This window comes from Amycolatopsis minnesotensis (assembly GCF_039529815.1).
Lineage (GTDB): Bacteria > Actinomycetota > Actinomycetes > Mycobacteriales > Pseudonocardiaceae > Amycolatopsis > Amycolatopsis minnesotensis.
Genome location: NZ_BAAANN010000008.1, coordinates 87,228 through 113,366, shown reverse-complemented (window position 1 = coordinate 113,366; position 26,139 = coordinate 87,228). Strand labels below are relative to the sequence as shown.

Annotated in this window: 20 protein-coding genes; 11 read left to right on the top strand and 9 right to left on the bottom strand. The window is 71.8% G+C overall.

The annotated features are described in order from the left end of the window. Positions 1–86: 86 nt before the first annotated feature. Genes ABD256_RS12195 through ABD256_RS12185 form a run of 3 tightly spaced genes read left to right on the top strand, consistent with a single transcriptional unit; the run spans position 87 to position 2,849 of the window. Entirely contained in the window at positions 87–1,370 is a 1,284-nt protein-coding gene (locus tag ABD256_RS12195) for a condensation domain-containing protein (protein WP_344416898.1), read from the top strand. 55 nt (positions 1,371–1,425) lie between these two features. Then, positions 1,426–2,565, top strand: coding sequence for an LLM class flavin-dependent oxidoreductase (locus ABD256_RS12190; RefSeq protein WP_344416896.1), 1,140 nt, complete (start codon positions 1,426–1,428; stop codon positions 2,563–2,565). After that, positions 2,562–2,849 (top strand): acyl carrier protein, encoded by a 288-nt coding sequence (locus ABD256_RS12185; protein ID WP_344416893.1) that lies wholly within the window; start codon positions 2,562–2,564, stop codon positions 2,847–2,849. Before ABD256_RS12190 ends, ABD256_RS12185 begins: the two co-directional genes overlap by 4 nt. 15 nt (positions 2,850–2,864) lie before the next feature. Here the strand turns inward: ABD256_RS12185 and ABD256_RS12180 are convergent, their stop codons facing one another. Further along, complete coding sequence (locus ABD256_RS12180) at positions 2,865–3,947, bottom strand: class I SAM-dependent methyltransferase (protein WP_344416890.1); 1,083 nt, start codon at positions 3,945–3,947, stop codon at positions 2,865–2,867. Positions 3,948–4,039: 92 nt separating this feature from the next. On the opposite strand from ABD256_RS12180, the gene ABD256_RS12175 reads away from it, so the two are divergent. Continuing rightward, positions 4,040–5,167: an acyl-CoA dehydrogenase family protein gene (locus tag ABD256_RS12175; RefSeq protein WP_344416888.1), complete on the top strand. Its 1,128-nt coding sequence runs from the start codon at positions 4,040–4,042 to the stop codon at positions 5,165–5,167. Here ABD256_RS12175 and ABD256_RS12170 read toward each other — a convergent pair. Further along, positions 5,119–6,549: an LLM class flavin-dependent oxidoreductase gene (locus ABD256_RS12170; RefSeq protein ID WP_344416886.1), complete on the bottom strand. Its 1,431-nt coding sequence runs from the start codon at positions 6,547–6,549 to the stop codon at positions 5,119–5,121. The genes ABD256_RS12175 and ABD256_RS12170 overlap by 49 nt on opposite strands. A 50-nt stretch (positions 6,550–6,599) precedes the next feature. On the opposite strand from ABD256_RS12170, the gene ABD256_RS12165 reads away from it, so the two are divergent. Further along, positions 6,600–8,066 (top strand): aldehyde dehydrogenase family protein, encoded by a 1,467-nt coding sequence (locus ABD256_RS12165; protein WP_344416884.1) that lies wholly within the window; start codon positions 6,600–6,602, stop codon positions 8,064–8,066. On the opposite strand, the gene ABD256_RS12160 is transcribed toward ABD256_RS12165, so the two are convergent. After that, positions 8,032–8,628 carry a hypothetical protein gene (locus ABD256_RS12160; RefSeq protein WP_344416882.1) on the bottom strand — a complete coding sequence of 199 codons (597 nt, stop codon included), beginning with the start codon at positions 8,626–8,628 and terminating at the stop codon, positions 8,032–8,034. The genes ABD256_RS12165 and ABD256_RS12160 overlap by 35 nt on opposite strands. Positions 8,629–9,492: 864 nt before the next feature. Between ABD256_RS12160 and ABD256_RS12155 the strand changes: the two genes are divergently transcribed. The 6 genes from ABD256_RS12155 (at position 9,493) to ABD256_RS12130 (ending at position 14,522) form a co-directional block, all read left to right on the top strand. Then, on the top strand, positions 9,493–9,918 hold the full coding sequence (locus ABD256_RS12155) for a hypothetical protein (RefSeq protein ID WP_344416880.1): 426 nt from the start codon (positions 9,493–9,495) through the stop codon (positions 9,916–9,918). A 153-nt stretch (positions 9,919–10,071) separates the two neighbouring features. Then, positions 10,072–11,565: a class I adenylate-forming enzyme family protein gene (locus ABD256_RS12150; protein WP_344416878.1), complete on the top strand. Its 1,494-nt coding sequence runs from the start codon at positions 10,072–10,074 to the stop codon at positions 11,563–11,565. Continuing rightward, the gene (locus tag ABD256_RS12145) at positions 11,565–13,214 is read left to right on the top strand and encodes an AMP-binding protein (RefSeq protein WP_344416876.1); all 1,650 of its coding nucleotides are present in this window, start codon (positions 11,565–11,567) and stop codon (positions 13,212–13,214) included. Before ABD256_RS12150 ends, ABD256_RS12145 begins: the two co-directional genes overlap by 1 nt. Positions 13,215–13,279: 65 nt before the next feature. Beyond that, entirely contained in the window at positions 13,280–13,837 is a 558-nt protein-coding gene (locus ABD256_RS12140; RefSeq protein WP_344416873.1) for a pyridoxamine 5'-phosphate oxidase family protein, read from the top strand. Further along, complete coding sequence (locus tag ABD256_RS12135; protein WP_344416871.1) at positions 13,834–13,968, top strand: hypothetical protein; 135 nt, start codon at positions 13,834–13,836, stop codon at positions 13,966–13,968. The genes ABD256_RS12140 and ABD256_RS12135 overlap by 4 nt, the downstream gene beginning before the upstream one ends. 173 nt (positions 13,969–14,141) lie before the next feature. Continuing rightward, a complete protein-coding gene (locus ABD256_RS12130; RefSeq protein WP_344416869.1) occupies positions 14,142–14,522 on the top strand; it encodes a cell division protein SepF in 381 nt (126 codons plus the stop codon). Between the two features lie 7 nt (positions 14,523–14,529). Here ABD256_RS12130 and ABD256_RS12125 read toward each other — a convergent pair whose 3' ends face one another. From ABD256_RS12125 to ABD256_RS12100, 6 genes are read right to left on the bottom strand one after another with little or no spacing between them, the layout of a single operon-like run. Continuing rightward, positions 14,530–18,462, bottom strand: coding sequence for a helix-hairpin-helix domain-containing protein (locus ABD256_RS12125; RefSeq protein ID WP_344416867.1), 3,933 nt, complete (start codon positions 18,460–18,462; stop codon positions 14,530–14,532). A 36-nt stretch (positions 18,463–18,498) separates the two neighbouring features. Beyond that, positions 18,499–19,461, bottom strand: a complete 963-nt coding sequence (locus tag ABD256_RS12120; protein WP_344416865.1) for a hypothetical protein — start codon at positions 19,459–19,461, stop codon at positions 18,499–18,501. Beyond that, positions 19,458–23,705: a hypothetical protein gene (locus ABD256_RS12115; protein ID WP_344416863.1), complete on the bottom strand. Its 4,248-nt coding sequence runs from the start codon at positions 23,703–23,705 to the stop codon at positions 19,458–19,460. Before ABD256_RS12115 ends, ABD256_RS12120 begins: the two co-directional genes overlap by 4 nt. Further along, the gene (locus tag ABD256_RS12110; RefSeq protein WP_344416861.1) at positions 23,692–25,302 is read right to left on the bottom strand and encodes a baseplate J/gp47 family protein; all 1,611 of its coding nucleotides are present in this window, start codon (positions 25,300–25,302) and stop codon (positions 23,692–23,694) included. The genes ABD256_RS12115 and ABD256_RS12110 overlap by 14 nt, the downstream gene beginning before the upstream one ends. After that, positions 25,299–25,784, bottom strand: coding sequence for a GPW/gp25 family protein (locus tag ABD256_RS12105; protein ID WP_344416859.1), 486 nt, complete (start codon positions 25,782–25,784; stop codon positions 25,299–25,301). The genes ABD256_RS12110 and ABD256_RS12105 overlap by 4 nt, the downstream gene beginning before the upstream one ends. Before the next feature lie 9 nt (positions 25,785–25,793). After that, positions 25,794–26,129: a hypothetical protein gene (locus ABD256_RS12100; RefSeq protein WP_344416856.1), complete on the bottom strand. Its 336-nt coding sequence runs from the start codon at positions 26,127–26,129 to the stop codon at positions 25,794–25,796. Positions 26,130–26,139 lie beyond the last annotated feature (10 nt).

Genomic DNA, 26,139 nt, shown 5'->3' with positions numbered 1-26,139 from the left:
CCCGAACGGTAGGTCACGGCACCGGTTCCTGTCACCGTATCTTGCTTCTCTCGACCAAGTAACTTGGTTCTTGCATAATCGCGGTCGTGACCCCACGCCGAGAGCCAGCCTCGATCGCGCAACGCCTGCTCTGGCTCATCAAGCACTACCGGGCCGACTTCGGCGCGCTCAACTGCCCGCTGCTGTGCCGCCTGCGCGGGCCGCTCGACGAGCAGGCGCTGCGCTCGGCGGTGCACGAGCTGGCGGCACGGCACGAGTCGCTGCGGACCACCTTCGCCGGTCGCGCGGCCAGGCTCGAACAGCTCGTCCACCCCGCACGGGCGGTGCCGTGGACCGTGCTGGACGTGCCGCGCGGGACCGATCCGGGCGACCTGGTGGCCGCGGAGGTGCGGACACCGCTCGACCCGACGGAGTGGCCGATGCGGGTCACGCTGTGGCGCGTGCGCGACGACGAGCACGTGCTGTGCGTCAACCTCCACCACCTCGTCACCGACGCCTGGTCCACGGGCGTGCTGCTCGGCGAGTTGTGCGCGCTGTACGAACGCGCCATCGGCGGCACCGCGGAACTGGCGGAGCCGACCTGGCAGTACGCGCGGTTCGCCGCGTGGCAGCACGAACAGCTCTCCGGCGACGCGCTGTCCCGGCACCGCGACTACTGGCGGCGCCAGCTCACCGGCGCCCAGCTCGCCCGCTTCCCTGCCGCGCAGGCACGTCCCGGCGAGGGCCGGACCGGATCGGCGCACGCGGAGATCGACCCCGCCACCGTGCCCGCGCTGTGGGAACTGGCCCGCGCGCACCACACCACGCTGTTCACCGTGCTGCTCACGGCGTTCCACCTGCACCTGCGGCGGCGGACCGGGCAGGACGACCTGGCGGTGGCGTCGATGTTCGCCAACCGGTCGCGAGCCGCGGTGCGGGGCACCGTCGGGCTGCTGGCGAACATGGTGCTGCTGCGCGTGCGCGCGCCGGGCGGAGCCACGTTCGCCGAACTGCTCCAGCACGCGCACGCGGCCGTGATCGGCGCGTTCGCGTTCCAGGACCTGCCGACGCAGATGCTGCCCGGCGGCGTGGTGGACACCGGGGGCAGGCGGGTGGACGACGTCGTGTTCAACGTGATGGCCGAGGTGGAGCACACCCGCCGCGCCGGCGGGCTCGACGTCGAGCTGCTGATCCCCGACGAGCTCGGGAGCCGGTTCGGGCTGGAGCTCGCGCTGGTGCCGGTCGGCGGGACCGAACTCCGCGCGGTGCTGTTCTACAACGACGCCCAGCTCACCGGGGACGAGGCGGCGGCGTTCCTGCGCGAATACACGTATCTCGTTTCTCTTGTTGTCAGCGAACCCAAGACAGTAGTCTCGGATATCTTGGCTTGAGTCGGCACATCGCATAGTGTTCGACCACGGCTCCGCACCGGGGGTGACTTCCTGGATGTCCCTGCACCTGCACTGGTTCCTGCCGTCCCACGGGGACGGGCGCACCATCGCCAAGGCCGCGAACGGCGCTGCCGCACGAGCACCGCGGCGTGCACCCGGTATCGACTACCTCGGTGCCGTGGCACAGGCCGCGGAGCGGTTCGGCTTCGAAAGCGTGCTGACCCCGTTCGGCCTGTTCTGCGAGGATCCGTGGGTCGTCGCCTCGGCGCTGTCCCAGCGCACGAGCCTGCTGAAGTTCATGATCGCGCTGCGGCCGGGATTCGTGTCGCCACTGCTCGTCGCCCAGATGTCGGCCACGCTGCAACGGGTGTCCGGCGGCAGGCTGCTGTTCAACGTCGTCACCGGCGGCGACGCCGACGAGCAGCGCCGCTACGGCGACCGGCTCGACCACGACCGGCGGTACGAGCGCACCGCGGAACTCGTGGACGCGGTCACCCGCCTCTGGGACGGCGAACCGGTCGATTTCGCGGGCAGCTACTACGAGATGACCGCGGGCCTGCTGACGCGACCGCATCCGACGCGGCCACCGATCTTCCTCGGCGGGTCCTCCGGCTCCGCGCACGAAGTGGCCGCGCGGCACGCCGACGTTTACCTGGCATGGGGCGAGCGGCCCGACGGATTGACCGAACTGGTCCGGAAGGTGCGCACCCTCGCCGCCGCGCAGGACAGAACGCTCGGCTTCGGCACCCGGTTCCACGTCATCACACGGGACTCCTCGGCGGAGGCATGGTCGGTCGCGGCGGAGATCATGTCCACTTTGGACCCGAGGACGGTGGAAAGCGCGCAGGCCAGGTTCGCGCGCACCGAGTCGGAGGGGCAGCGCCGGATGGCCGTCCTGCACGGCGGGAGCACCGACCGGCTCGAGGTCTACCCGAACGTGTGGATGGGCTACGGCCTCGCCCGGCCGGGCGCCGGGGCGACGCTGGTCGGCAGCCACCACGAGGTCGCCGACCGCATCGCCGAGTACCACCGGCTCGGCCTCGACCACTTCATCCTTTCCGGCCAGCCCCATCTCGAAGAGGCCTACTGGTTCGGCGAGGGGGTGCTCCCGATCCTGCGGGAGCGCGGCCTCCTCGAACCGCGCCCGTGCGACGAAACCCGTGATGCCGAACCGAACAGGAGATCAGCACCATGACCGAGCCCGCAGCGTCGGCGACGACGGAGTGGACCGACGATGACGTCCGCGAAATCGTGCTCACCCTCATCAAGGACCTCGCGCCCGACTCCGATACCGAGCTGAAGGCGGACACCAAGCTGGTCGAAGACCTCGGCTACCACTCGCTGGCGCTGATGGAAGTCGCCTTCGCGCTGGAGGACGAGTTCGACCTGGAGCCGATCGACGAGGAGACCGCGCGCAAGATCACCACGGTCGGCAACGTGCAGGACCTCGTGCTGGAGAAGCTCGCCGAGCAGTCCTGAACACCGGCGCGCGGGTCAGCCCACCAGCCGGTAGAGCCGGTGGAACCGATCCGCGACCGGCAGCAGGACGGTGGCCGCGTACCCGGCTTCCGCGGCGAACCGCCGCACCGCGCCGGGGCGCATCACCGTGCCGGTTCCGGTCGCACCCGGCTCGGCAAGGCAGGCGGGGAGACAGTGCAGGAGGCTGGTGCCGTACTGGAACCGTTCGACCTCGTCCGCCGGTGCGGTGAACTCCGGCGCCACCTTCGCGTCGAGCACGAGCACCGTGCCCCCTTCCGCGCGCAGCTCGCGGCAGGTCCGCAGCACGCGGACCGGGTGCGAGATCTCGTGCAACGCGTCGAAGAGGCACACCAGGTCGTAGTCGCCCGCCGCCTCCGCCTTCGCGGCGTCCATGGCGAAGAACCGCACCCGCTCGCCGAGCCCGCGCGCACCGGTTTCCCGCTCGGCGTCGGCGAGGACTTCGGCGTCGAGGTCGAACCCGTCGACGCGCAGCTCCGGATAGGCGGTCGCGAGCGCGATGCTCGCCCAGCCGGAACCGCACGCGACATCGGCGACGGTGGCGCCCGGCTCGGAAAGGGCCGCGTGCACGTCCGGTGCGAACGCCTCGATCCAGCCGGGCAGCTCGTGCAGGAACATCGCGCGGTTGGCGCTGCCGTGCCCGGCGCGCCAGTCCTCGCCGTACACCGAATCCGGCACCCCTCCCCCGGTGCGGAACGCCTCCAGCAGGCTCGGCAGCGCCGCGGCCACGCCGCCGAAGGGCAGCAACGCCAGCGCGGCCATCGACTGCGGGCTGTCGGACACCGTGAGCACCTCGGCGTGCGCGGCAGGCAGGGAATAGCGCCGCTCGTCCGCGGGCAGCGTCGCGTCGGCCACCTCCAGGATGCCGATCACCGCCTGCTGTTCGAGCCATTCCACCGCGTACCGCGGCGCCACGCCCACCCGCTCGGCCAGCTCGCCCGCGGTCGCCGGACCGGTGGCCAGCGCCTCGTAGCAGCCGAGCCGTACCCCGAGGTAGCAGGTGATCAGCTCCTGCGTCGCGAGCATCGACCGCCACATGCGCATCGCGAGAACCTTGCCGTCGTTCGCTTGCGTCGTCACGAAATGCCCTCCAGCGCCATTCTCGACGGATCGGCCAAGCCTAGCCGTCGCCGCGCCGGAACCGACACCCTTGAACGCAGATAGGAGAAGTGATGGACACCGTGACCGAGGTGCTGCCCCTCGTCGACGGGTTCGCCGCCGAGGCGGACGCCAAGGGTGTGCTCCCGGCCTCGCTGGTCGACGCACTGCTGGCGGCCGGCTGCTTCCGCCTGGCCGCGCCCGCGCGCCACGGCGGTTCGGCGGTGCCGCTGCCGGAGCTGCTCGGCGTGCTGGAGGCGCTGGCCACCGCGGACGGGTCGACCGCATGGGTGGTCGGCCAAGCCGCGTTGTCCCAGCTCATCATCGATTGCGCGCCCGAGGCGACCGTCGCCGAGCTGTACGCGGCGGGGCCCGATCTGCTCGCCGCGGGTGCCGTCGCGCCCAAGGGCAGGGCGACCGCGGTGACCGGCGGCAGGCGCGTCAAGGGGCGCTGGCCGTTCGTCACCGGCTGCGAGCGGGCGCAGTGGTTCTACGTCAACTGCGTGCTGGTGCGCGACCGTTCGGTGGAGCTCGGTCCCGACGGCGGACCGCTGACCAGGATCGTGCTGCTGCCCCGCCACGAGATCGAGATCGCGGACACCTGGCAGGTGCTCGGCCTGCGCGCCACCGGCAGCCACGACGTGGCGGTCGCGGGCGCGGTCTGCCAGGAGCCGCGCATGATCACCATGGATCCCACCGACCCGGCGACCGCGCGGGCCAGGACGAGGATCGCCGAGTCCAGCCTGCTCATCGCCGCCGTCGTGGTCGGCATCGCGGCCGCGGCGCTCGGCTACGACCGGGAACTGGCCACCGGCGGGAAGCGCCCGGCGCTGAGCAGGACCTCGCTCGCCTCGTCGACGGTGTTCCACGACCAGCTCGGTGAAGCGCACACCGAACTGCTCGCCGCGCGCGCCCTGCTGTACCGGCAGGCCGAAGCCTCCGCCGCGCGGGAGCGGGCCGGGCTTCCCGCCACCGCACGGGATCGTGCCGAGCTGCGGGCGTGCGCGACCAAGATCATCGCCACCGCCAGCGGTGTCGTCGGCACGGCCCACCGGCTGGCCGGCGGGTCGTCGGTCTACGACAGCTCGCCGATGCAGCGCCGGGTGCGGGACGCGCACACCGCGACCCAGCACTTCGTGGCGGCGCGGGACTCCTATTCGGCTTTCGGCGCGGCACTGCTCACCGCGGACCCCGGCGCGTGAGCCCGGCACCGGACGTTACCCGCGCCGAAGTACCGCTCCCGCAACGTGCGCTCGGCGGGATCGTAGGCCCGGCGGAACATCCCGCGCCGCTGCAACTCCGGCACCAGCAGGTCGCAGATGTCGTCGACGCCTGCCGAGGGCAGGCACGGGATGAGGTTGAACCCGTCCACGTCGGCGACCTCGAGCCACTGCTCCATCCGGCCCGCGACCTGTTCCGGCGTGCCGTACAGGGTCACCGGCGCGTTGGTCCGCGGCCTGCGGGGGCGCGACACGAGGTACTTGACGTCGCCGATCGTCCACTCGCGCTCGGGCGAGAGGCGCTTGAGGAATCCCAGGAACGAGTTGCTCGCCTGGCCGCGGACGTCGTCCACCGGTGTGTCGTCGGGGAACTTCGCCAGGTCGACGTCCATCCAGCCGCACCACTTGGCGAGCTGGCCTTCCGCGCTCCACAACGAGTTGTACGCCGACGCGCGCTGCTTGGCCTCGGCGGCCGTCGCCCCGACCATCACCATCGAACCCTGCAGGACCTTGATGTCCCCCGGTGCCCGCCCGCATCCGACCGCCTGCGACCGCAGACCGCGCACCTGGCCAGCGCCGTCCTGGGGATCGGACATCGTGAGGAAGGCGACTTCGGCGACGCGCGCGGCGAACGCCATGCCCTTCGGCGAGGCTCCCGCCTGGTAGAGCACCGGGGTCCGCTGCGGCGACGGTTCGCACTGGTGCGGCCCCCGCACCGAGAACCACTCGCCCTCGTGCCCGATCTCGCGCACCTTCGCGGGATCGGTGAACACGTTGTGCTCGGCGTCGAGCACCACCGCGTCGTCGTCCCAGCTCCGCTCCCACAGCGCGCGCACCACGTCGATGTACTCCGCTGCCCGGTCGTACCGCAGGTCGTGTTCGAGGTACTCGCCGAGCCCGTTCGCGGTCGCGGACCGCAGATACGAGGTCACGATGTTCCAGCCGACCCTGCCACCGGTGAGATGGTCGAGCGAGGAGAACAGGCGCGCGCACTCGTAGGGCTGGTGGTAGGTGGTCGAGTAGGTCATGGCGAGGCCGAGGTGGCGGGTCACCGCGGCCGCGGCGGCGACGATCGGCGCCGGGTCGATCGAGGGGACCTGCACCGCGTTGCGCACCGCGGGAGCCCAGGATCCCTGGTAGACGTCGTAGACGCCGTGCACGTCGGCGAAGAACAGCGCGTCGACGCAGGCGGCTTCGAGCTTGCGCGCGTAGTCGGTCCAGTAGTCGATCGACCGGTAGCCGACGGCGGTGCGATCGCCGTCGGCCCGCCACATGCCCTTGAACTGCGGCGACGGCGACGCTTGGGTGAACACGTTCAGGTGCATGGTCTTCGCCATCCTGACCTCCGCGGGAATCACAGACACCAGAAACGCTACCGTTGTCCGGCAGCGTACGGAACAGAAAGCGAGATACGATGACAGTCTCGGTGGATCCCGCCCTGGTCGTGCCCGAGTCCGGGGTACTGCTCGGCGACGGCATGGTGACGAGCACGTCGGCGGGCTCGGTGGACCACGTCTACGCGGCGGACGGCACGGTGACCGGTTCGTTCCCGCTCGCCGGCGCCGACGAGGTCGACCATGCGGTGCGCCTCGCCGCCGACGCCGCGCCCGGCTGGCGCGCGCTGCCCGCCGACCAGCGGCGGAACGTGCTGCTGCGGTTCGCCGACCTGCTCGTCGCGCACGCCGGCGAACTCGGCGCGCTGCAAACGCTGGAAATCGGGCTGCCCGTCCAGTTCACGTCGCGGATGGCGGAGGTGGCAGCCGACCACCTCCGGTACTACGCGGGCTGGGCGGACAAGATCGGCGGCGAAGTCGTGCCGACGTGGCCAGTGCGGGCACTGGACTACACGCTCGACGAACCGTACGGCGTGGTCGCGATCATCATCCCGTGGAACGGGCCGCTGGTGTCGATGGGGCAGATGCTCGGCCCCGCGCTGGCGACGGGCAACACCGTCGTGGTGAAGCCCTCCGAGCTGACGCCGTTCGTGGCGGGGCGCGTCGGCGCGCTGGCCGTCGAGGCGGGACTGCCCAGCGGGGTACTGGCGGTGCTGCCCGGCGGGCCCGCGACCGGTCAGGCACTGGTCCGGCATCCCGGTGTGGACAAGGTCCACTTCACCGGGGGCGCCGCGACGGCGCGCGCGGTACTGGACGGGGCACGGGAACTGCTGAAACCGGTCGGGATGGAACTCGGCGGGAAGTCGGCGCATCTCGTGTTCGCCGACAGCGACCCCCGGTTCAGCGCGAGGCTGGCGATGGCGGGCGTGGTGGCGCTGTCCGGTCAGGGCTGCGCCAACGGCACCCGCGTCCTGGTCGAAAGCAGCGTGTACGAGCAGGTGCTGGACGTGCTCACCGCGCGGCTGCGCCGGGTCGTCGTCGGAGATCCGCGCGCGGCGCGCACCATGATGGGCCCGCTGGTGTCGGCCGCGGCCTGCGAGCGGGTGCTCGGATTCGTCTCGCGCGCCAGGGAACGCGGCGACGGCAAGCTCGTCCTCGGCGGTGAACGGCTCGGCGGCCCACTCGCCGATGGCTACTTCCTCGGGCCGACGGTGTTCGCCGAGGCCGGCCAGGACGGCGAACTCGTCCAGGAGGAGATCTTCGGCCCGGTGCTCACCGTGCAGCGGTTCACCCGTGACGACGAGGCCGTCGCGATGGCCAACGGCACCCGCTACGGCCTCGCCGCCTACCTGCACACCAGCGATCTGCGCCGGGCGCACCGGCTGGCCGCCGACCTGACCGCGGGCAACGTCTGGGTCAACGGCGTGCCGGGCATGGCGGCGGGCGCGCCGTTCGGGGGCACCAAGCAGAGCGGTTACGGACGGATCGGCGGTGTCAGCGGGCTGCGGGAGTTCACCAGACCCAAGAACGTCTGGTTGCCGTGCTGAGCGAAGGCGCGGGCTCCGCGGCGTTCGACCTACAACCGCCGCAGCGCCATCCGTTCAGCAGCGCGCCGATGCCGCGGCGGTAGAACACCGTCCCGCGCTGCCGCCTGCCGATGAGCCCGTCGGTGCGCAGCCGCTCCAGCGCGCCCGCGATCCGCACCGGGTGCACGGCGATCAGGTCCTCCAGTTCGTCGAGGGTGCGGGGCACGGCAAGACCGCGGAGGACGGCGAGCCCGATCTCGTCGAGGAACGCCTGCAACTCGGCCCGGACACCGGCGATAACGCCCGCCGCGAGGTGGGCGCTGCCCCGGGCCGGGTAGACGATGACGGTCGGGAGGCCGGGTTCGACCACGGACACCACATACGAGGTGCAGAACACCGACGGCATGAGCAGCAGGTCGTCGTCGGCGACGTCGATCGGGGTGTTGCAGTGCGATCCGAGGCGCAGTACCTGGCGCTCGGTGCGCACCACCGGCCAGAGGTCGTCGAAGAGGCCGTTCACCCCGTGGTCGGCGAGCCGGCGCACGCGGAACGCGAGATCCTCGCTCAGCAGCTCTTCCGGCACGGACCGTTGACCCGCGGACGATTCGCGCGCGCACAGGGCGGACCCTTGCGGACGTCGTGTCTGCCGTCGCCTTACCCGTGGTTCGTGCGTGCGCCCGTACCCGAGCACGCGGCCACGCCGAGTGACCGGCCCGCGCCGCTGGTCGCCCACCGGCGCCCAGTGCACGGTGCCGCCCCGCACCGGGGATTCCACCTGCCATTTCCGTTCCGGCAATACCGGGCGCGACCGTGCGGTCGACGTCAGTAGCGAGAAAATCAACACGTCCGCGAGCATTGACGTCCTGAATTGAACCAATCTGACCCCAAGCTGACTCGACACCGCACACTCCGACACCGTTCCCCCAGGAAATCGTCCCTCTCAGCAGCTGGGAAGCACGCTAATCAGCTGAAAGGTCGACGTCAAGGCCGGGTATCATCCCTCATCGGGCAGGTGAACGGCACCGGGACGACCGCGTAGGGACAAAGTCGGAAATTCTCATTCAAGGAACGAAGTTGCCTGACGAAAATGTTCGACGGCATATTTTTTGTGTAGGCATTATTAACCCGGGAGAAATAACTACACCCGTCGGAGCAATCTTGCCGGACCGACACGGCCAGCGCGCCCGTGACGACTCTCTGTCATCTTGCTTCGGTGTTTCGCGGTCCCGCTGCGCTCGCCGGCCCCGGTCATGGCACGATCCGGGTGTCAGGACCAGCACGAGCCGATAAAGTATAGTGATCAAACGACACTTGGTGGTCTGTCCGGCACGCTGCAGGGGGAGGTGCGAGCGGACCCGTCAGAAGGGGTGTGAGCACAGCAATGGGTCAGTATGTCGTTACCATCAAACCGCACGATGCGACCGCAGATAGCGAGCTCGGCTCGGAGATGACCGTGCTGATCGAGACCGCGGGCGACAAGCCGTACGTCAAGGAGCTGACGATCCGGACCGGCGCCGAAGGGGTTTCCGCCGCGCAGTCGCTCGCCAGGATCGATCCCGCGCAGCTCGCGCTGGCCTTCCGGCCGGAAGCGCGCCAGCCGGCGCCCGCGCCGCAGAAGGCCCAGGCCAAGACGGCGAAGGGAGCGGCGGACCGCAGGCCGGCCAAGAGCCGCAAGCAGAACACCTCGAAGGCCAAGCCGCGTCCGGCCCGCACGTACCGGCGCGCCCCCGAGTTCGACGAACTCGCCAAGGTCTACGACGAGGTCGGCACCATCACCGGTGTCGCGTCCCACTACGACGTGCCGGTGCACACGGCACAGGGCTGGGTCACGCGGATGCGCAACAAGGCCGGCTCCGGGGCCGACGGCTCCTGACATCGCACGGCTGTTCCCCTGCCGATCGACGAGGATCTAGATACAAGATAGTAGATAGAGCTACACTCGCCGCGTGAACCGCCACGATCGTTCGTGCCCTTCGCCGTGTCCTGCTCGCCCGTCACCGGTGGCCCCCGTCCCGGTGCCGCGCCGATGAGCGAAGGAGTACGGGAACACGCCGCGCGAACCCCGCACGCCGTGGCGCTGCGGGACAGCACCGGTGCGGAGCTGACCTTCGCCGCCGTCGATCTCGCCGTCGACCGGCTCGTTTCACTCCTGCGCGCCCACGCGGTGCGACCGGGCGACCGCCTCTGCTGGGTACTGCACAACCGGGTCGAAGTCCTGCTGCTCGCCCTGGCCGCGCAACGGCTCGGCGCGCTGACCGTCCCGTTGAGCTACCGGGCGAGCCCCGGCGAGTTCGAGCGCATGCTGGCGGTCGCGCGGCCCCGCGTGCTGGTCGTCGAACGAACCACGGCGAAGCTGGTACCGGCCGCGGCGACCACGTGCCCCCGCCTCGACCTCGACGACCCTTCGACGGATCCGGCGTCGTGGCCCGTCGGTGAGCGCACGGGAGAACCGGGCGGGACCAATCGGCTCGGCGCCGGTTCGTCACTGATCTTCACCTCCGGCACGACCGGGAGCCCCAAGGCCGCGGTGCGGACCCGCGGCGACCGGGCGCTGGCCGAAGCGATCGCGCGCGGTTTCGGCATCGGCGGCGGCAGCCGGTTCCTGTCTGCCGGTCCGCTGTACCACTCCGGCCCGTTGACCTGTGCGTTGATGGTGCTCGCCAAGGGCGGCGCGGTGACCGTGCTCCCGCGGTTCGACAGCCACGACTGGCTGGCCGCCGCGATCAGGGACGATTGCGACGGAGCCTTCCTCACCCCGAGCCAGCTCCGCGCCATCGTCGAGGTGGCGGAACAGGGCGGGAAGAATCCGGCGTCCCTGCGAAACGTGGTCGTCTCGGGCGAGCCGTTTCCCGGTGAGCTCAAGCGGCGGGCGGTCGCCGCGTTCGGCCCGGTGTTCCTCGACTGCTACGGCTGCACCGAACTCGGGCCGCTGACCGTGCTGCCCGCGGCGGAACTGCTGCGCAGCCCGCGGTCCTGCGGACGGCCCTTCCCCGGCGTCACGGTGCGCGCCTTCGACGGCGATCGGGAACTGGGCCCCGGCGAACGCGGTGTGCTCCGCGCCCGCACTCCCCTGTCGTTCGTCGCCTACCGCGGCGCGTCCGGGGATCACCCCGCCGAAGCCGCCGGAGGCTGGGCGACGGTCGGCGACATCGGATACCTGGACGAACGGGGATACGTGTACGTCGTGGATCGCGGAAACGACCTGATCATCAGCGGCGGCGTCAACGTCTACCCCGCCGACGTCGAAGCCGTGCTGCTCGAACACCCGGTCATCCGCCAGTGCGCGGTGGTCGGCGTACCGGACGAACGCTGGGGCGAGGCAGTGTGCGCGACCGTGGTCACGAGCACCGACCTGACGGTGGACCAGCTGAGGACCTGGCTGATCGGGCGACTCGCCGACGACAAGCGGCCGCGACGGCTGGTACGGGTGGCCGAGCTACCGGTCAACGGCACCGGCAAGGTCTCGCGCAGGCTCGTCCGCGACCTGCTGGCCACCCGGCCCGAACCGCGGGTGCGCTGATGGCGGCGCTCCTTGAGCCGATGGCGCTGGCGCGGCCGGGCGAACCCGCGCTCGACGACGGCCAGGAATCGCTGACCTGGGCCGAACTCGACCGCGCGGTGAACGGGTGGATCACCGCGCTGCGGGAGCGCGGCCTCGGTTTCGGCGACCGGCTCGCGCTGGTCACCGGCAATTCCCGGTACACGTTCCAAGCGTTGCTGGCGTGCCTGCACAGCGGGATCACGCTGGTCCCGGTGAACTGGCACCTCACCACCGACGAAATCGCCTACCTGCTCGGCGACTGCGTGCCCGCGGCGGTGGTGGCCGACCCCGGCACCGCCGCGACGGTCAGCGCGGCGCTGGCACGCCACCCCGTCGCGGGTGCCCGGCTGAGCGCGGTCACCGGCGGCATCGCGCAGTACGGTCTCGAAGCGCTCGACGACCTGCTCCGCACCGCCGACGAGACGGAGCCGGACGGGCAGGTCTGCGGCTCGATGCTGCTGTATACCTCGGGCACCAGCGGCCATCCCAAGGGCGTGGTGAGCACGCTCCTGCACGCGGGCGCTCCGCTCGGCAAGGTGAATTCGCTGCTGGGGAGGCTGAGCGATTCGGTCGGCCTGCCGCGCACCGGGCGCAACCTGCTCACCGGGCCCTGGTACCACTCGGGGCAGCTCTTCCTCTCGCTGTTCCCGATGCTCGGCGGGTGCGGGCTGGTGGTGCGCCCGCGGTTCGATCCCGCCGATCTGCTTTCGGTGATCGACCGGTACCGGATCACCACCACGCATCTCGTGCCGACGCATTTCGCGCGGCTGCTGCGGTTGCCGCACGGGCAGCGCGCCGCCTTCTCCGGCGACAGCCTCGACTTGGTGTGGCACGGCGGATCTCCCTGTGCTCCCAAGCTGAAGCGCGACATGATCGACTGGTGGGGCCCCGTGTTCACCGAGTACTACGCCTCCACCGAGGGCGGCATGGTGACCACCATCGACAGCGAGACGTGGCTTCGCAAACCGGCCAGCGTCGGCCGGACGGTCGGTTCGGCGCAGGTGCTGATCGTCGGCGAGGACGGTGCCGAACTGCCGCCCGGCGGGCACGGCAAGGTGTACGTCCGGCGACGGCCGGGCCGGGGTTTCCGCTACCACAACGCACCGGAGAAGACGGCCGAGGCGCACCTGCGGCCGGACACCTACACCTTCGGCGACAGCGGATACCTCGACGAAGACGGCTACCTGGTGCTGACCGGCCGCGACGACGACACCATCATTTCCGGCGGCGTCAACATCTACCCCGCCGAGGTGGAGGCCGCGCTGCTGAGCCACCCGGAAGTCCACGACGCGGCCGTGTTCGCGCTGCCGGACGACGAGTACGGCCAGCGGGTCGCCGCGGCGCTCCAGGTGCACGGCTCCCGGCTCCCGCTCGACCTGGAAGCGCACTGCCGGGAACGCCTGGCCGGGTTCAAACTGCCGCGGTCGGTGTGGGCGGTGCCCACGATGCCGCGCGACCCGAACGGAAAGCTGCGGCGCACGCTGTTCCAGGTGAGCGGCCCGGCACCCGGCGAGGTCAGCGTGGCCGGGGTCGCGCTCGGCGAACCCACCCCACTGGGCGACCGCACCGGGCAGACTGTCCACAATGGAGCCACCTCGTGGCCGCTCGCGGCAGACGAGCATGACTGATCGCGATCGGCTTGATCGCAAACAATCGCTTTCGCCGATGTGGGTACGAGCCTAGCGTCGGGGACATGACAGCCGACGGAACACCGGAGCCGAGTGCCGAACAGCTGACCAGCCCCGGTGGCACGCCACTGACCGCGTTGTGCTGGGCCGACGCGCGGACCCGGCTGAGCGACAGCGGAGACTACCTGCTCGCAACGTCCACGGCGAGCGGGCGAGTGCACGTGGTACCGATACTCGGCGTCTGGCTGGACGGCGCGGTCTGCTTCGCCAGCGGCCGGCGGACCCGCAAGGTCCGCGACCTTGCGGAGAACGGCACCTGCGCCATCACCGTTCCCGGTCACGACGTCGACATCGTGGTCGAGGGCACGGCGCACCTCGTACGCGACACCGCCAGGCTGCACCGGATCGCGGACCTGTTCCCGGCCAAGTACCCCTGGTGGCACCCGTTCGTCGGCGAAGGAGGGTTCCACGATCCCGCCGACACCGCACTGAGCGATCCTCAGCACGTCTTCGCGGTCACTCCGGCGGTCGTGTTCGCGTTCGGCAAGGAAAACGGGTTCACCGCGACCCGCTGGCGCTTTCTGGACCAGCAACGGAAGGAACCACTCCCATGGCGACCATGACCGACGACGAATGGGGCGAACAGGTCACCGTCGTCGTCCAGCTCCACAAAGGACAGATCGCTTCGGCGGAGGAGCCGCGCGCGATCGTGAAGGAGCGGTTTGGCAGCGTCAAGCGCCGAAGGAGGTGGTGACCTGGCCCGATCTCCCGCGCTCGAAGATCGGCAAGGCCCTCGAGGCCGGGGTGAAGGCGAGGATGCGGGACCGGTGAGCCCCGGTTTCTCCCCGCTGGCAACCGTTCCGGGCGTGTTGCCGCGCTACGGCGATCAGGGCGGGTAACCTCCACCCAGCGGAAGCGGAGGCGCAAGTGGACATACGCAATACCGGTCATGGGCTCGGGTCCACCTGTGCCACGCCCAGCTACGGCGAACCCGCCTACGACGGGGACTTCGCCGCGGACGACCGGTACGACGACCCTGGTGCGCGGCAACCGGAAATGCACATCGCGGTCGTGCGGCTCACGGACTTCCGCGACGTCCGGATCATCGGCGAGTACTTCCGCCGCGACATCCCGGTGCTCTTCGACGTGCACGACCTCGACGCCTCGGACGCCAAGCGCGTGATCGACTTCGCGTCGGGGGCGATCCTCGGCAGGCGCGGCGACATCGAACGCGTGTCCAACCGGGTCTTCCTCATGCTCCCGCCGAACGCGAGCATCCTCAAACCGCAGGCCGGTCCCCCTGCCTGAGCACCGGTCAGCGGTCGAAGAGGACGTGTTCGCCCCGCTCGTGGACAAGGCGCTTGGCCTCGGCGATGAAGCCTTCCGCCATTTTCGGGGAGACCCCCGGTAGCTGGGCCACGGTCGAGACCTCGGCCTCCGCCAGCGCCACCACCGTGCGGATGCCAGCCGACCGCAGATCGGTGGCACGGCTCGTAGCCACCCCGGGGATCGCGGTGAGCTTCGCCGGCACCCGCAGCTTCGCCCGCACCGCCGGGCCGCGCCGCGCGGGCCCGTGGCGCACGGGCAGCCGGTACCGCGGCAGCGCCACCGGATCCGCCCCGGGGACCAGGCGCCCGCCGAGCCGGATCCGCGGGCTGCCGCAGGCCGGGCAGGCGGTCACCGACGCGGGACGACCGGACGCGGTCCGCGCCGGGGAACTGCGGCCGACCGGCCGGTCCTGCCCGCACGACCCGCAGAAGCAGTGCTCACCGCCACCGGCGGGAGTGCGCGGCGGGCACAGGCCGCCCGGCGGGATCGGCGGCACGCTCGGTTCGGCGCGGTCGAGCCGCACGGCCACCCCGCTCATGGTCAGCTCACCGGGCGCCTCCGAGACGAAGTACAGGCCGACCTCGTGCGCCGCGCCGATGCTCAGGTCGAGCGCGGTCAGGTCCACCGAACCTCCTGGCGGCAGCACGATCCTCAGCTCGGCTCCGGTCGTTCCCGCCGGTACTTCGCCCGCCGCGGCGCGGCCGTCGAATTCGAGCGGGTCCAGGTCGAGCCGGATCACGGCGCCGACCGGCGCGGACAACTCGTCGACGAACGCGAGTTCGACCGCGCAACCCGGCGAAGCGACCGCGGTGACCGCCAGTTCGAACCGCTGCCCGCCTTCGGCACCGGCGGGCTGGCGCACCGTCGCTGGGGCGCCGCCGCCGTTGGACACCGTCACCCCGGTGTCGGCCTGGGTGACGAGCACCGAGGGCTCGGACGGCTGCCACGCACCGGTCGCCTCGTTCGCCGAGCCCGCCAGCGTGACCGCGTCCACGCCGAGCATGCCCTCCCCGGTGGAGAACCGGATCTCCGCCTGGGTCGCGCCTTCCGGGGAAACGAGCGTGGTTTCGTGCCGGGGCAACCTGTCGAGCGCCGGTTCGAACCGGAGGTCCAGCGCGGTGACCGGGAGCCGATCGGTGCGCAGCGCGGCGCAGCCGTCGCCGCGCCAGAGGATCTCGCCCAGCGCGCCCTCGGTGTCGGCGACGCCATCGAAGGCGAAGCGGTACCGGGTTCCCGCGACCACCGGCACCACCTGCGAGAGCGCGGAAAGTGCCGTCACGTAACCGATGCAGCCGCCTTCGACGCCCAGCACCGCCAGCGTGCCGGCCCCGTTGGACAGGCACCGCGGCCGGACCTCACCCGCGGTGAGCTGCCAGTCCACCGGCTGGAGCCTGCCGAGCACCAGCATCTTCGCCGCCGCGGGCTGGTTCCCGAGCACCACCGCGTGCGTGCCGGCCGGGCTCATCGCCAGCCCCTCCCCGGCGCTCATTCCGATGTAGACAGAGGTCAGCGCCCGCCTTCGCAGGTCGACGGCGAGCGCACCGCCGGTGTGCGTGACCAGTGCCAGCTCGCCCGCCGGGTCGACGCCGATCCGGCGCGCGCTGACCTCGAGGGGAAGATCTGCCACCTTGCTCAGCTCCGCGGCGCGCAGGAGCCGCAGTGTCGTCGATCCCGCGACCAGCACGGTGGACGCGGTGACCGCGACATCGACCGCGCCGTCCACGGCCGGCACCGAACGCGCGCCGCCCGGCACCCCGGTGAGCACGTGCAGCGTCGACAGTTCCGCCGACGCGGTGAGCGCGTACAGCTTTCCGTCCTGGCCGGCGGTCATCGCCTTCGGCGTGCCGGAGAGGCCGGTCGATTCCAGCTCCGCCAAGGGCAGTCCGGCACCGGACGCGGCCGCATCGGCCAGTAGCGCCCACGGGATCCGGTAGATCCTGGACGAGACGTCGCCTTCCTTGCAGAGCGCGAAAACCGCGAGCCCGTCCACCGAACACACCAGCGCGTCCACCCCGGCGGGCGCCGGCGCCTCGTCCGGTACCCGCGCCAGGACCGGCGAGCCGATCGGGCGGCCGGTTCCGGTGTCCACCAGCACGAACCGCCAGCCCGGCACGACCGCGGCCGCCTGCGTCCCGAGCGGCTCGGCCAGCACGACCAGCGCGCGGCCGCCCGCCGCGTCGAGTGCCATCGCGGTCGGCACGCCGGGGCCGATCGCGGAGTTCTTCAGTTCGTCCCGGCACAGCGGATCGAAGGCCACCAGCCGGGCGCCCTCGGAATCCCGCACGGTGAGGTAGGCCGTCTGACCGGCGGGGCCGAACGCGGCCTGGCCGAACACCGGCTGCGGCGTGGACGGCACCAGCGGACCGCTCGAACCCACCTCGGTGCCAACGCGGTACCAGTCGGTGAAATCGCCGTTGGCCACGTGCTCGCCGCCGCCTTCGGCACCGTGGCCCGCGGCGGCCAGCGCCTCGTTCACCGCCGACGCGACCTCCGGGAAATCCAGGCCGAGATCGATCGCGCCCTGCGGCGAGAAGCGTTGCAGCGAAACGGCGACCTCGCTGTCGTCCGCCGCGACCCGGAGTTCGAGCGGCATCCGGAACTCCCGCGTGGTGTGCCGCAACCGAAGCCGCGCGGCCAAGGGCCCGGTGCCCGCCTGGCGCCAGGACAGCCCGCCGTCACCGGTCCGCTGGAGGCCGACGCCGGTCGCGCGGTCCGCACCCCAGGCCGCCTTGCCGGTCTTGGCCTGCAGCACCACCCACCGGCGGATCCCTTCGGTGAACTCGGTCTCGCCCGGCAGCACGATGTTGACCCAGGTCGGCGACGCCGCCTGGTCACGGGTCACCGTGCGGGCGGCCGGTGCGGGCAGCACCGACCGCGTGCCCGGTTTCCCGTCCGCGTCGTCCACCACGTCCACGGTCAGCACGACCTCCGCCGTGACCGCGGTGAGCAGCAGATCGACGGAGGTCGCCAGCTCGGTCTTCCCCAGCACGAACGGCTGTGCCAGCGGGCTGTCCGCGCCGAGTGCCACCAGCTCGGCCGGGGCGCCCGCGGCGACCGGGCCGTGCACGACCTCGCTCGCTTCGAACGCACCCCGCACCCGCCCGGTGGTACCGCCCGGTGCGGCGACCATGCCGGCGGGCACCGCCAGCGCGGCCCGGCCACCGGACGGCGCGCCGTCGAAGGTGTAGGGCACCCGCATCCTGGCCGTTCCGTCCGGCATGGCACCGGTCTCGACCGCGAATTCCAGGTCCAGCACCAGATCGAGCCGCGCGATGGTGTCCGAGTGCAGCACGAACGGCACCACGTGGTGCCCGTGGGCCAGGTCGAGCCTCGGCAGCATCGCCTGCAGCAGATCGGCGAAATCGGGTGTGCTGACCGGTTCCACCAGTGCGCCGAAATGGGTGAAGAACACCGGCCCGCCGTCCACCGCCAGCGTCACGTTGCTCGGCGGGGACGCCACCCGCAGCGCCGACACGTCCGGGCCGGCACCCGCCGTGCTGATCCGCAGCCCGGTCGCGGTGAGGCCGGGCAGCTCCCCCGACAACGGCACCGGGAACGGCGGTGTGCCACCGATGCCACCGGTCGTGCCCACCGTCGCGAACCCGCCGCCGAGGTCGACCAGCAACTCGCCGCCGGTGAGGCCGGTGCCGGTCACCGCGGCGAGCTGCCGCCTGGCGTGCAGCTCGATCTCCACCGCGGCCGGGGTGCCGCCGATCGCTCGCTTGTTCGCGCCCCAGTCCCCGGCGGGACCGTCGAAGGTGATGGTCTCCAGGAACCGGCGATCCGGGTCGAGGCTGTGCGGCGAGACGGTGATCACCGCGCGGGTGACCACCGCACCGGCGGGCAGCCGCCGCAGGACCAGCCGCCGGTCGCGCTCGAACGGCGACCGGCGGCCACTGTGCCCGGTACGGACCTTCATCGCCCGTCCTTCCTTTGCCACGGTTGACGGAACAGGTCAGGCCTTGAGCAGCAGCATGACCTTGAGCTCCTGGTCGAAGGTGTCCGCACCGATGTAGTCGCGGGCCTTCCCCTCCACGGTCTCCTGGTCGGCGTTCGCCCCGGGGTCGACCAGCGCATCGCCTTCGAACCAGACGGCGGTGCGGTTGTTGTCCAGGTGCTGCACGAGCACGTTCGCCGGCCGGACGAGCGCCCTCGCCTGGTTTTCGGCCGGGGGCAGGTCCGTGCGGTTGACCATCTTCCGGGGCCGCACCTGGAAGACGATGTCGTCCCAGTCGCCCTTCTCCTTGAGCTGCCGCACGCTCTGCTGTTCCTTGCAGCAGCGCTCGAACCACGGCGAGTGGCCGTACTGGTCGTCGGTGAACTGGTCGTTGGGGTCGCGGAAGAACGCCTTCCAGAACTCGGTCTCCAGGTCGTCGAGGCTGGAGGTGTCGGTGTAGGGCACCTTGTACCTGGCGAGCAGCTCGGTGAACGGGATGCCGAGTTCCGGGAAGTCCTTCGGCTGGATGTCCACCGAATCGCGCGAGGCCGGCTCGCGGATCTTGCGCTCGCTGCTGTGGTGCAGGAAGAAGGTGGCGTAGGCGTCGATCGTCTGGTCGTCCTCGCGGCAGACCACCCGGAAGTACTCCAGCTTGTACGCGTCCACCAGCGGCGCGGTGCCGAGCTTGTGCTCCAGCACGGTGATCTCGCCCTGCTTGAGGACCTTGAACAGTTGCAGGTAACCGTTGCGGCCGCGCACCTGGTCGAGCACGCGCCTGGTGATCTCGTCGGTCAGCGCGTTCAGGTCCTTGCCTTCGAGGTGGTCGGAGTCGTCGGCGTCGGGCACCCGCACGACGCCGTCCGCCGCCTTCTTCGCCTCCTTGCGGATGTCGTCGAAGATCTTGCGCTGCACCTCGTTCCAGTCCTCCGCGGTGACCAGGTCACCAGGGCCGCGCCGCACGTAGGGTTCGGTCTCGGTCATTTCTTCTCCTGTGTTCGGTAGGTCGCGTCTCTGGTCACGCCGGCGTGGACACCGGCGGACTTGGCCAGCAGCACGCCGCCGGGAACGGGCTGCAACAGGTCGTCGGCGAGCGCGGGCAGCGCGGGCCCGGCCACCACGCGGCGGGCGTTCTCGAAGCGGCCGCCCGGGTAACGCACTTCGAGGTCGTAGACCGCCGGGCCGCTCGCCCTGCCGGTGACGGTGATCTCGTTGCCCCACACGCCCGGTTCGAAGGCGGTCAGCACGATGAACTCGCCGCCGAGTCCCGGCTCGGACAGGTACAGCCGCGCGGCGGCGTCCCGGCCGCCGAGGGTCAGCCGCGCCGGTGCGCGGAACGGCAGTGCCACCGGCGACCAACCGATCGGGACCTTCTTCGCCATGCTCGCCACGACGAGGGTGGAACCGCCCTTCCCGTTGATCCGGGTCTCCAGGTAGTCGTGGTCCGTCCGCGGTTCGCAGACCACACCGGGGAACCGCTCCGGCGTCGCGCCGCCGAACCGGCCCTCGCCGAAGACGACGCCGAACCTCGGGTCGAGTTCGCTGGGCAGGTTCACCTCGAAGGCGCCAGGCAGGTGTGCCTGCCAGCGGACGGTGAGCCTCCCGGTCGGCTCCGGGTGGCGTTCGGCGGCGAACACCGCACGCGGGAGCCCGGTGGCGGGCCCGAACCGGCTCAGGTCGAAGATCGCGTCCTCCGTGCAGGGTCCGCCCGCGAACCGGTCGTGGCCGAACCGCGCGGAGCCGAACCTGGCCGCCCCGCACTCGGAGAACCGCCAGGTGTTCAGGCCGCGGCGGACCACCAGCGGGCCGGTGCCGGTGACCGAAGCGGGGACCTGACGCGCTCGGCTCCGTTCGATCACCGTCGCGGCAACGGTGCCGTCCGGGCGCACCGACAGCAGCAGCCGCCCGCCCGCGCCGATCGGCTCGGCGACCCGGACCGCCCAGCCCGCCGCCGGATCGGCCACCTGCGGCCCGGCCACCCCGGCCGCGCTGACCAGCTCGACCTCGCCGGGCACCGCGGCCGCCCCGGTGTTGCGGATCCCGATCGCGGTACCGTGCCCCACCGCCACCTCTACGTCCTCTTCGGACGGTGGGTACTCCTGGACCTCCAGGAACCGCACCGGAACCAGCTCCACCGCTCCGTCGAGACCCGCGGTCGGCGAGCTGACCCTGATCCGGTCGTCCTCGGTCACTTCGGCGGTGCCGGGCAGCACCGCGTTGATCGCGGCCACGATCTCGATCGCCAGCGTGGCGCGCGAGGTGACCCCGGCGACGTCTACGGCCACCGGTGTACCGCCGTCCACCGCCAGCCGGAGCACCGATCCGGCCGACAGATCGGGTGGCACCCGCAGATCCGCGGTGCCTTCGAGCACCGCGCGCTTGGCGGCGACACCGGTGACCTGCCGGGGTGCGGTGCCGAAGATCAGCGGCGCCGCGTCGTCCGCGCCGGTGCGCCGCAGTTCCAGCCTGCTCTCGGCGCCGGCCGACGGTGAGCTCAGCGAGAGCGCGGTACCACCGGAAACCGGTACCGCCGTGGCGATCGCGGTACTGGCGGCGTTGACCGCCGCGGCCATCTCCGACGGGGTCGGCGCGGTCGTGTTCGCCGCGCCCCGGCTCAGGTCCACGGTGACCGGTGGCTTGCCGTCCACTGCGAGCCGCAGCAGGTTCTCCTCGCCCAGCGCGGCCGGGAGCGGCCCGCCGGTGACGCTCGCCGCGGTCGCGGGTGAGCCCTGGTAGGTGCGTGGCGGCGCGATGCCGAGCACGAGCGCGGTCGCGTCGGTTCCCGTGCCCGGTACCGCGATCTCCAGGCGCGTCCCGGCGGACAGCAGCAGGTGCTTGCCGTCGTGCGCGGCGACCTGCCCAGCCAGCACCTGGTTCACCGCGGCCACGAGCTGGCTCAGCCCGCGGCTCCCGGCCGTCACACCGTCGCCGATCACGACGTCGATCGCCTGGCCGCCGTCCACGGCCAGCCGCACGGTGGCGTCGGCGGGCAGGTCCACCCCTGCGCTCAGATCGCGTGTGCCGGTGAAGCACACGCCGGAAGCGGTGTAACCGCGTACCAGCCCGGTTTTCAGGCCGACCTGGTCCAGCGCGTCCCTGCCGCGCGGCGGGCTCACCACCACTCGCGAGTCCACCCCCGCGGTGCGCGAGGTGACCGTGATCCGATGCCCGTCCGTACTGGCGAGCACCCTTTCGAACGCCCCGTTGATCCCGGTCACGATCTCGTCGGGCGTGGTCGCGCGCGGCCGGGGCGCGGCGAACAGGATTTCCCTGGTTTCGCCGTCCACGGTCAGGGCGAGCCGGTTGGACGCCGACAGGTCCACGCCGCCGCTGAGATCGGTTGCTCCCAACATCCTGGCCGCCGTGGGTGCCACCCCGGTGGCGCGCCCGGCGGTGAAGCCGAACACGCGCGCGGCCGCGTCGTCGGTCACCCTCGCCCTGGTGACGAACCGGCGACGGCTGGTACGCCGCAACGGGTGCACCAGTATCCGGCCGCCCGCGCCGGGATCGCGCGAGACGAGGATCAGGTGCGCGCCGTCGTGCGTGGCCACCGGGTCGTCAGCGGGGGCACCGAGCGCGTGGTTGACGGCGTCCGCGAGTTCGTCCACGGTCACCGCGCGCGGATCGGCCGCGCCGCGGCGCAGGTCGATCTCCACCTGGGCACCGCCGTCCACGGTGAGGCCGAGCAGGTACCGCGCCCCGAGATCGGCACCCGCGGACAGGTCGGCGGTGCCGGTGAACGCGGCCGTGGCGGGCGGGCTGCCCGCGACCCGCCGCGGCCGCAGCCCGAGCACCGGTTCCGCGGCGTCGTGGTCGACCTCGTCGACCACGAGTGAGCCGTTCTCGCCCGCACTGCCCGACGCCAGTGTGATCCGTTGCCCGTCGTGCGAAGCGATGTCGGCGCGCAGAGCCTCGTTCACCGAGGTGACGATCTCCGCGGGCGTGGTCGCGGCGGGATCCGCACCCGCGATGTCGACGGTGACCGGCGGCCTGCCGTCCACCGCGAGCCGCAGTCGCGAACCGCCGCTCAGGTCGACCCCGGTGCCGAGGTCCCGGTCACCGCCCAGCACCGCGCGCCGCGCGCCGGCGCCGATGGTGAGCGGTGGCACCGGCCCGAACAGCCTGGCCGTGGCGTTCTGCGCGGCCGGTGCGAGGAACTCGATCCGGCCGGCGACACCAAGGCCCGGCGAGGTCAAGGTGAGGAAGCGCCCGTCGTGGGTGGCGATCGCGGCACCGAGCGCCTCGTCGATGGCACCCGCGATGTCGTCCAGTTCCGCTGCCGCCGGGTCGGCCGAACCCGCGGCGCAGTCGATTTCGGCCAGCCGGGTGCCGTCGATCGCGAGCCTCAGGTACCGCGAGCCGGTGAGGTCCACCGGGGTGCTCAGGTCCGCGGTGCCGGTGACCCGTGCCCTGGTGGCGGCCGCGCCCCGGTACGACCGCGGCCGCAGCCCGAGCACCAGGCCTGCGGCGTCCTCGTCGCCGTCCGCGACGAGCAGCCGCGCGGCAGTACCCGACGACAACGAAACCAGGCGAAGACGACCGTCCACAAGGGAGGCCGACCCGGTGCCGAACTCGGCGTCGAGCACCCGCACGATCTCCGCGCCGGTGACCGCCGCCGGGTTCGCCGCCCCGTCGGTCAGGTCCACCGGCACCGCGCCGCGGCCGTCCACCGCGATCCGGAGCACCGGGGTGGCCCGCAGGTCTGCCCCCGCCGTCAGATCCGAGGTGCCGAGCAGGACCGCGGGCAGCGCGTCGTGCCCGATCCGTTCGACCGCACCGGATCCGAGCACCGCGGTGGCCGCGTCGGTGTTCAACGGAGTGCTGGTCGTCAGCACCGGATCGGCCCTGTTCCACCACTCGTCCAGCGCGTCGTCCTCGATGTGCAGGCCGAGCGCTTCCGCGGTGACGCGGAGGATGCCCCGCACGGTCACCGTGCCGTCGAGGAAGGTCCGCACGTAGCGCTTGAGGTGTTCGCGGAATTCCTCCACCGACTCGTCCTGCCGCGGCGCGAGCCCGTAGAGCGCCCCGATCCGCGCGAGATCGGCGACTTCGCGCCGGCCCGCGTCGGCGAAGTCGACCCAGTGCGCGCGCATCACCGCGACGAGCGAGTTCTCCGCCGTCTGCAGTTCGCCTCCGTACGCCTCGGCCAGCGCGCGGAGCGCCGACGGCGCACCGCGCACCCGGAAGGTGGGCGGCAGGTTGGCGAGGATGCGGTCAACCTTGGGCACCGGGGGCCTCCTCCAGCCGGATGTCCGCGGCGGACATGTCCAGTGCGATCCACCATTCGTCGCCGTCCACTGTGGCCACCACCCGATAGGTGCCCGCTTCGATCTCGGCGTCCGTCGCCTGCTGCCCCGCCCGTCCGTCCGCAGTGGACCGCAGAAGCCCGCGATCGGCGATCCTGCCCTCCGCCGGTGCCTGCGGCCCGAACGCGGCGATCGCGCCCTCGAAGGCCTTGCGCAACGCGCCGTCGTCACCGGGCGGCGTGTTCCGCACCGCGGTGAGCAACGCGGCGACCAGCCCCGCGTCGCCACCGCCCGGCCCGGACAGGTCCGCGCGGGCCACCACCACGTCCTTGACGGTCGCGCCGCGCACGTCCTTGACGCCGAGCACGGTCTTGAGCATTTTCGCGCCCTCCGCGTCGTCCCCCCGGGACAGTCCGTCCACATAGGAACCCAGTGCGGCGGCCACGTCCGCGGCGATCTGCGCCTTGCCGGGGGCGGAGATGTCCCCGTCCACCGAGACCACCACGCGGGGCGTGACGAACACGTACCGCGCGAGCAGGGTGGCCAGCACCCCGGCGGCCCTGGTGTCGTGCACCGCGGCCCGCAGGCTGGGCAGCCGTTCCGGCTCGGCGTCCACCACCACGGTCACCGTGCCGGGCTCGGACCTGGTGGCGGGCGGGCTGTTCGGGTCGAAGAACTCGACCGGCTTGCCTCGGCCCTCCCGGATGACCCGGTCCAGTGCGGCGAGCGTGGCCTTGCCGAGCGATCGCAGCGCGGCCTTGGCGCGCAGCCGCAATTCGTCGTCGGTCTCGTCGGCCGCCGCGCGCTGCGCCGGGTCCAGGTTGCTGACGCGGTCGATCCCGGCGACCGGCTGCGACATCTCGGTGATCTCGCCCGCCGCCACCAGCCCCGCATCGCCCGCGAACCCGGCATCGGCCTTGGCGGGCACGTCGATCCGCACCTGGCCGCGTTGCAGCGTGCGCGGCTGGGAGGCGACGAACACCACGCCCTTCGCGGTCGCCAGCCTGGTACCGGCCGCGATGGTGATGTTGCCGTCCACCGAAGGGCTCCGGAAGAAGGTCACCAGTACCTCGGCGAACTCCGCGGTCTTGCGGAACACGTCCAGTATCGAGACCACGTACTCGAGCGACTTGCCGGTCGCGGTCTCCACGAACGCCGACAGGTAGGCCAGGTTGATCTGCTGGTAGACGGTGGCGATCTCGCGGCCGACCGCCTCGGACAGCGTGCGGGTGACGCTGCCGACGTTGATATCGGTCAGCGGCGACCTGCTGTCCACCCGGAAGTAGTCCACGAAGACCGTGCTGCCGTTGTCCGGCAGCGTGCCGTCTTCGGACCACACCACCACGTTCGACGCCGGGTCGAACACGAAGTCGATCTGCGGCAGGAAGGTGCGCGGTGCCCCGGCCGCGGTGCCGGTGATACCGCGCACCCCGGTGGACCGCTCCGCCAGCGGGTAGGTCAGCACCTTGAGGTCGAACGGGATCGGCTCGTTCACCACCCCGCCGACCACGGCGGTGAGGATGTCGTCCACCAGCTCCCCGTACGGGCGGTTGATCAGGGCCGCGGTGTCGCCGTTCATGGCGTCCCTCCGTCGAGCTGGACCGGGAACACCAGGTTGAGCGGGGTGTCCGAGTCGATCGTCAGCACCGAAGCCGCGATGTCGATCCGGTTCGGCCTGCTCCGCCGGGTGCGCACCTCGATGGACCGCACCTGTGCCACCCTCGGCTCGGCCTGCAATGCCTGTAGCGCGTAGAGCTTGGCCCGGTTGCGGGTGGTCTCGGTGTTCGGCTCGCCGATCAGCTCGGGCAGCCTGCTGCCGTAGTCCGGATGCCCGAGATGCGCGAGTTCCCCTTGCCTGGTGAGGAATCGCAACAGCAGGGCCTGCTGCAGATCGGGCACCCCGGTCAGCCGCTGCAGGTCCGTGCCGGAGGTTTCCGGGCGGACGACGGTGACCAGGTCGCTGCCGCGCTCGCGCTGCTCGGCCTGTTCGAGATCGCCGAGCAGCCGGATGTCGGTGCCGAACCGGGCGGCACGCCTCGCGATACTCGCCGCGTCTGCCATCGCTCCCCCTCACGGTGCCCAGGTGTCGTTGACGAAGCCCGCCGCGGGCGGCCCGATGACGGTCAGAATCCCCGGTGGGGACGGGATCTGATCGCCCATTCGGACCAGCCCGCGACCGGCGACCCGCACGCCGCCGCTGCTGCCGAGCGGGCCGATCACGAGCGGGTAGGGCACCCCGGTCAGCGAGTTGACCATCAGGCAGATCGAGCCGCTGGTCGCCAGCGGCAGCCCGCCCGCGGTGAGCACCGGCGGCGGCACGGCGACGATCGCGCCGCTGTCCGGCGCGCCGGTCGCCCCCGGGGTGACCACGACGGCCGCCCCGATCGACACGGGAGGTCCTGGCATCTCATTCCCC

Bases quoted from the DNA above. Each gene is read 5' to 3' on its own strand.
- ABD256_RS12155 (WP_344416880.1), top strand. From the start codon at position 9,493: ATGACCGTGCTGATCGAGACCGCGGGCGACAAGCCGTACGTCAAGGAG.
- ABD256_RS12165 (WP_344416884.1), top strand. From the start codon at position 6,600: ATGACAGTCTCGGTGGATCCCGCCCTGGTCGTGCCCGAGTCCGGGGTA.
- ABD256_RS12105 (WP_344416859.1), bottom strand. From the start codon at position 25,784: ATGGCAGACGCGGCGAGTATCGCGAGGCGTGCCGCCCGGTTCGGCACC.
- ABD256_RS12120 (WP_344416865.1), bottom strand. From the start codon at position 19,461: ATGACCGAGACCGAACCCTACGTGCGGCGCGGCCCTGGTGACCTGGTC.
- ABD256_RS12100 (WP_344416856.1), bottom strand. From the start codon at position 26,129: ATGCCAGGACCTCCCGTGTCGATCGGGGCGGCCGTCGTGGTCACCCCG.
- ABD256_RS12135 (WP_344416871.1), top strand. From the start codon at position 13,834: ATGACCGACGACGAATGGGGCGAACAGGTCACCGTCGTCGTCCAGCTC.
- ABD256_RS12140 (WP_344416873.1), top strand. From the start codon at position 13,280: ATGACAGCCGACGGAACACCGGAGCCGAGTGCCGAACAGCTGACCAGC.
- ABD256_RS12175 (WP_344416888.1), top strand. From the start codon at position 4,040: ATGGACACCGTGACCGAGGTGCTGCCCCTCGTCGACGGGTTCGCCGCC.
- ABD256_RS12190 (WP_344416896.1), top strand. From the start codon at position 1,426: ATGTCCCTGCACCTGCACTGGTTCCTGCCGTCCCACGGGGACGGGCGC.
- ABD256_RS12125 (WP_344416867.1), bottom strand. From the start codon at position 18,462: ATGAAGGTCCGTACCGGGCACAGTGGCCGCCGGTCGCCGTTCGAGCGC.
- ABD256_RS12145 (WP_344416876.1), top strand. From the start codon at position 11,565: ATGGCGGCGCTCCTTGAGCCGATGGCGCTGGCGCGGCCGGGCGAACCC.
- ABD256_RS12185 (WP_344416893.1), top strand. From the start codon at position 2,562: ATGACCGAGCCCGCAGCGTCGGCGACGACGGAGTGGACCGACGATGAC.
- ABD256_RS12150 (WP_344416878.1), top strand. From the start codon at position 10,072: ATGAGCGAAGGAGTACGGGAACACGCCGCGCGAACCCCGCACGCCGTG.
- ABD256_RS12110 (WP_344416861.1), bottom strand. From the start codon at position 25,302: ATGAACGGCGACACCGCGGCCCTGATCAACCGCCCGTACGGGGAGCTG.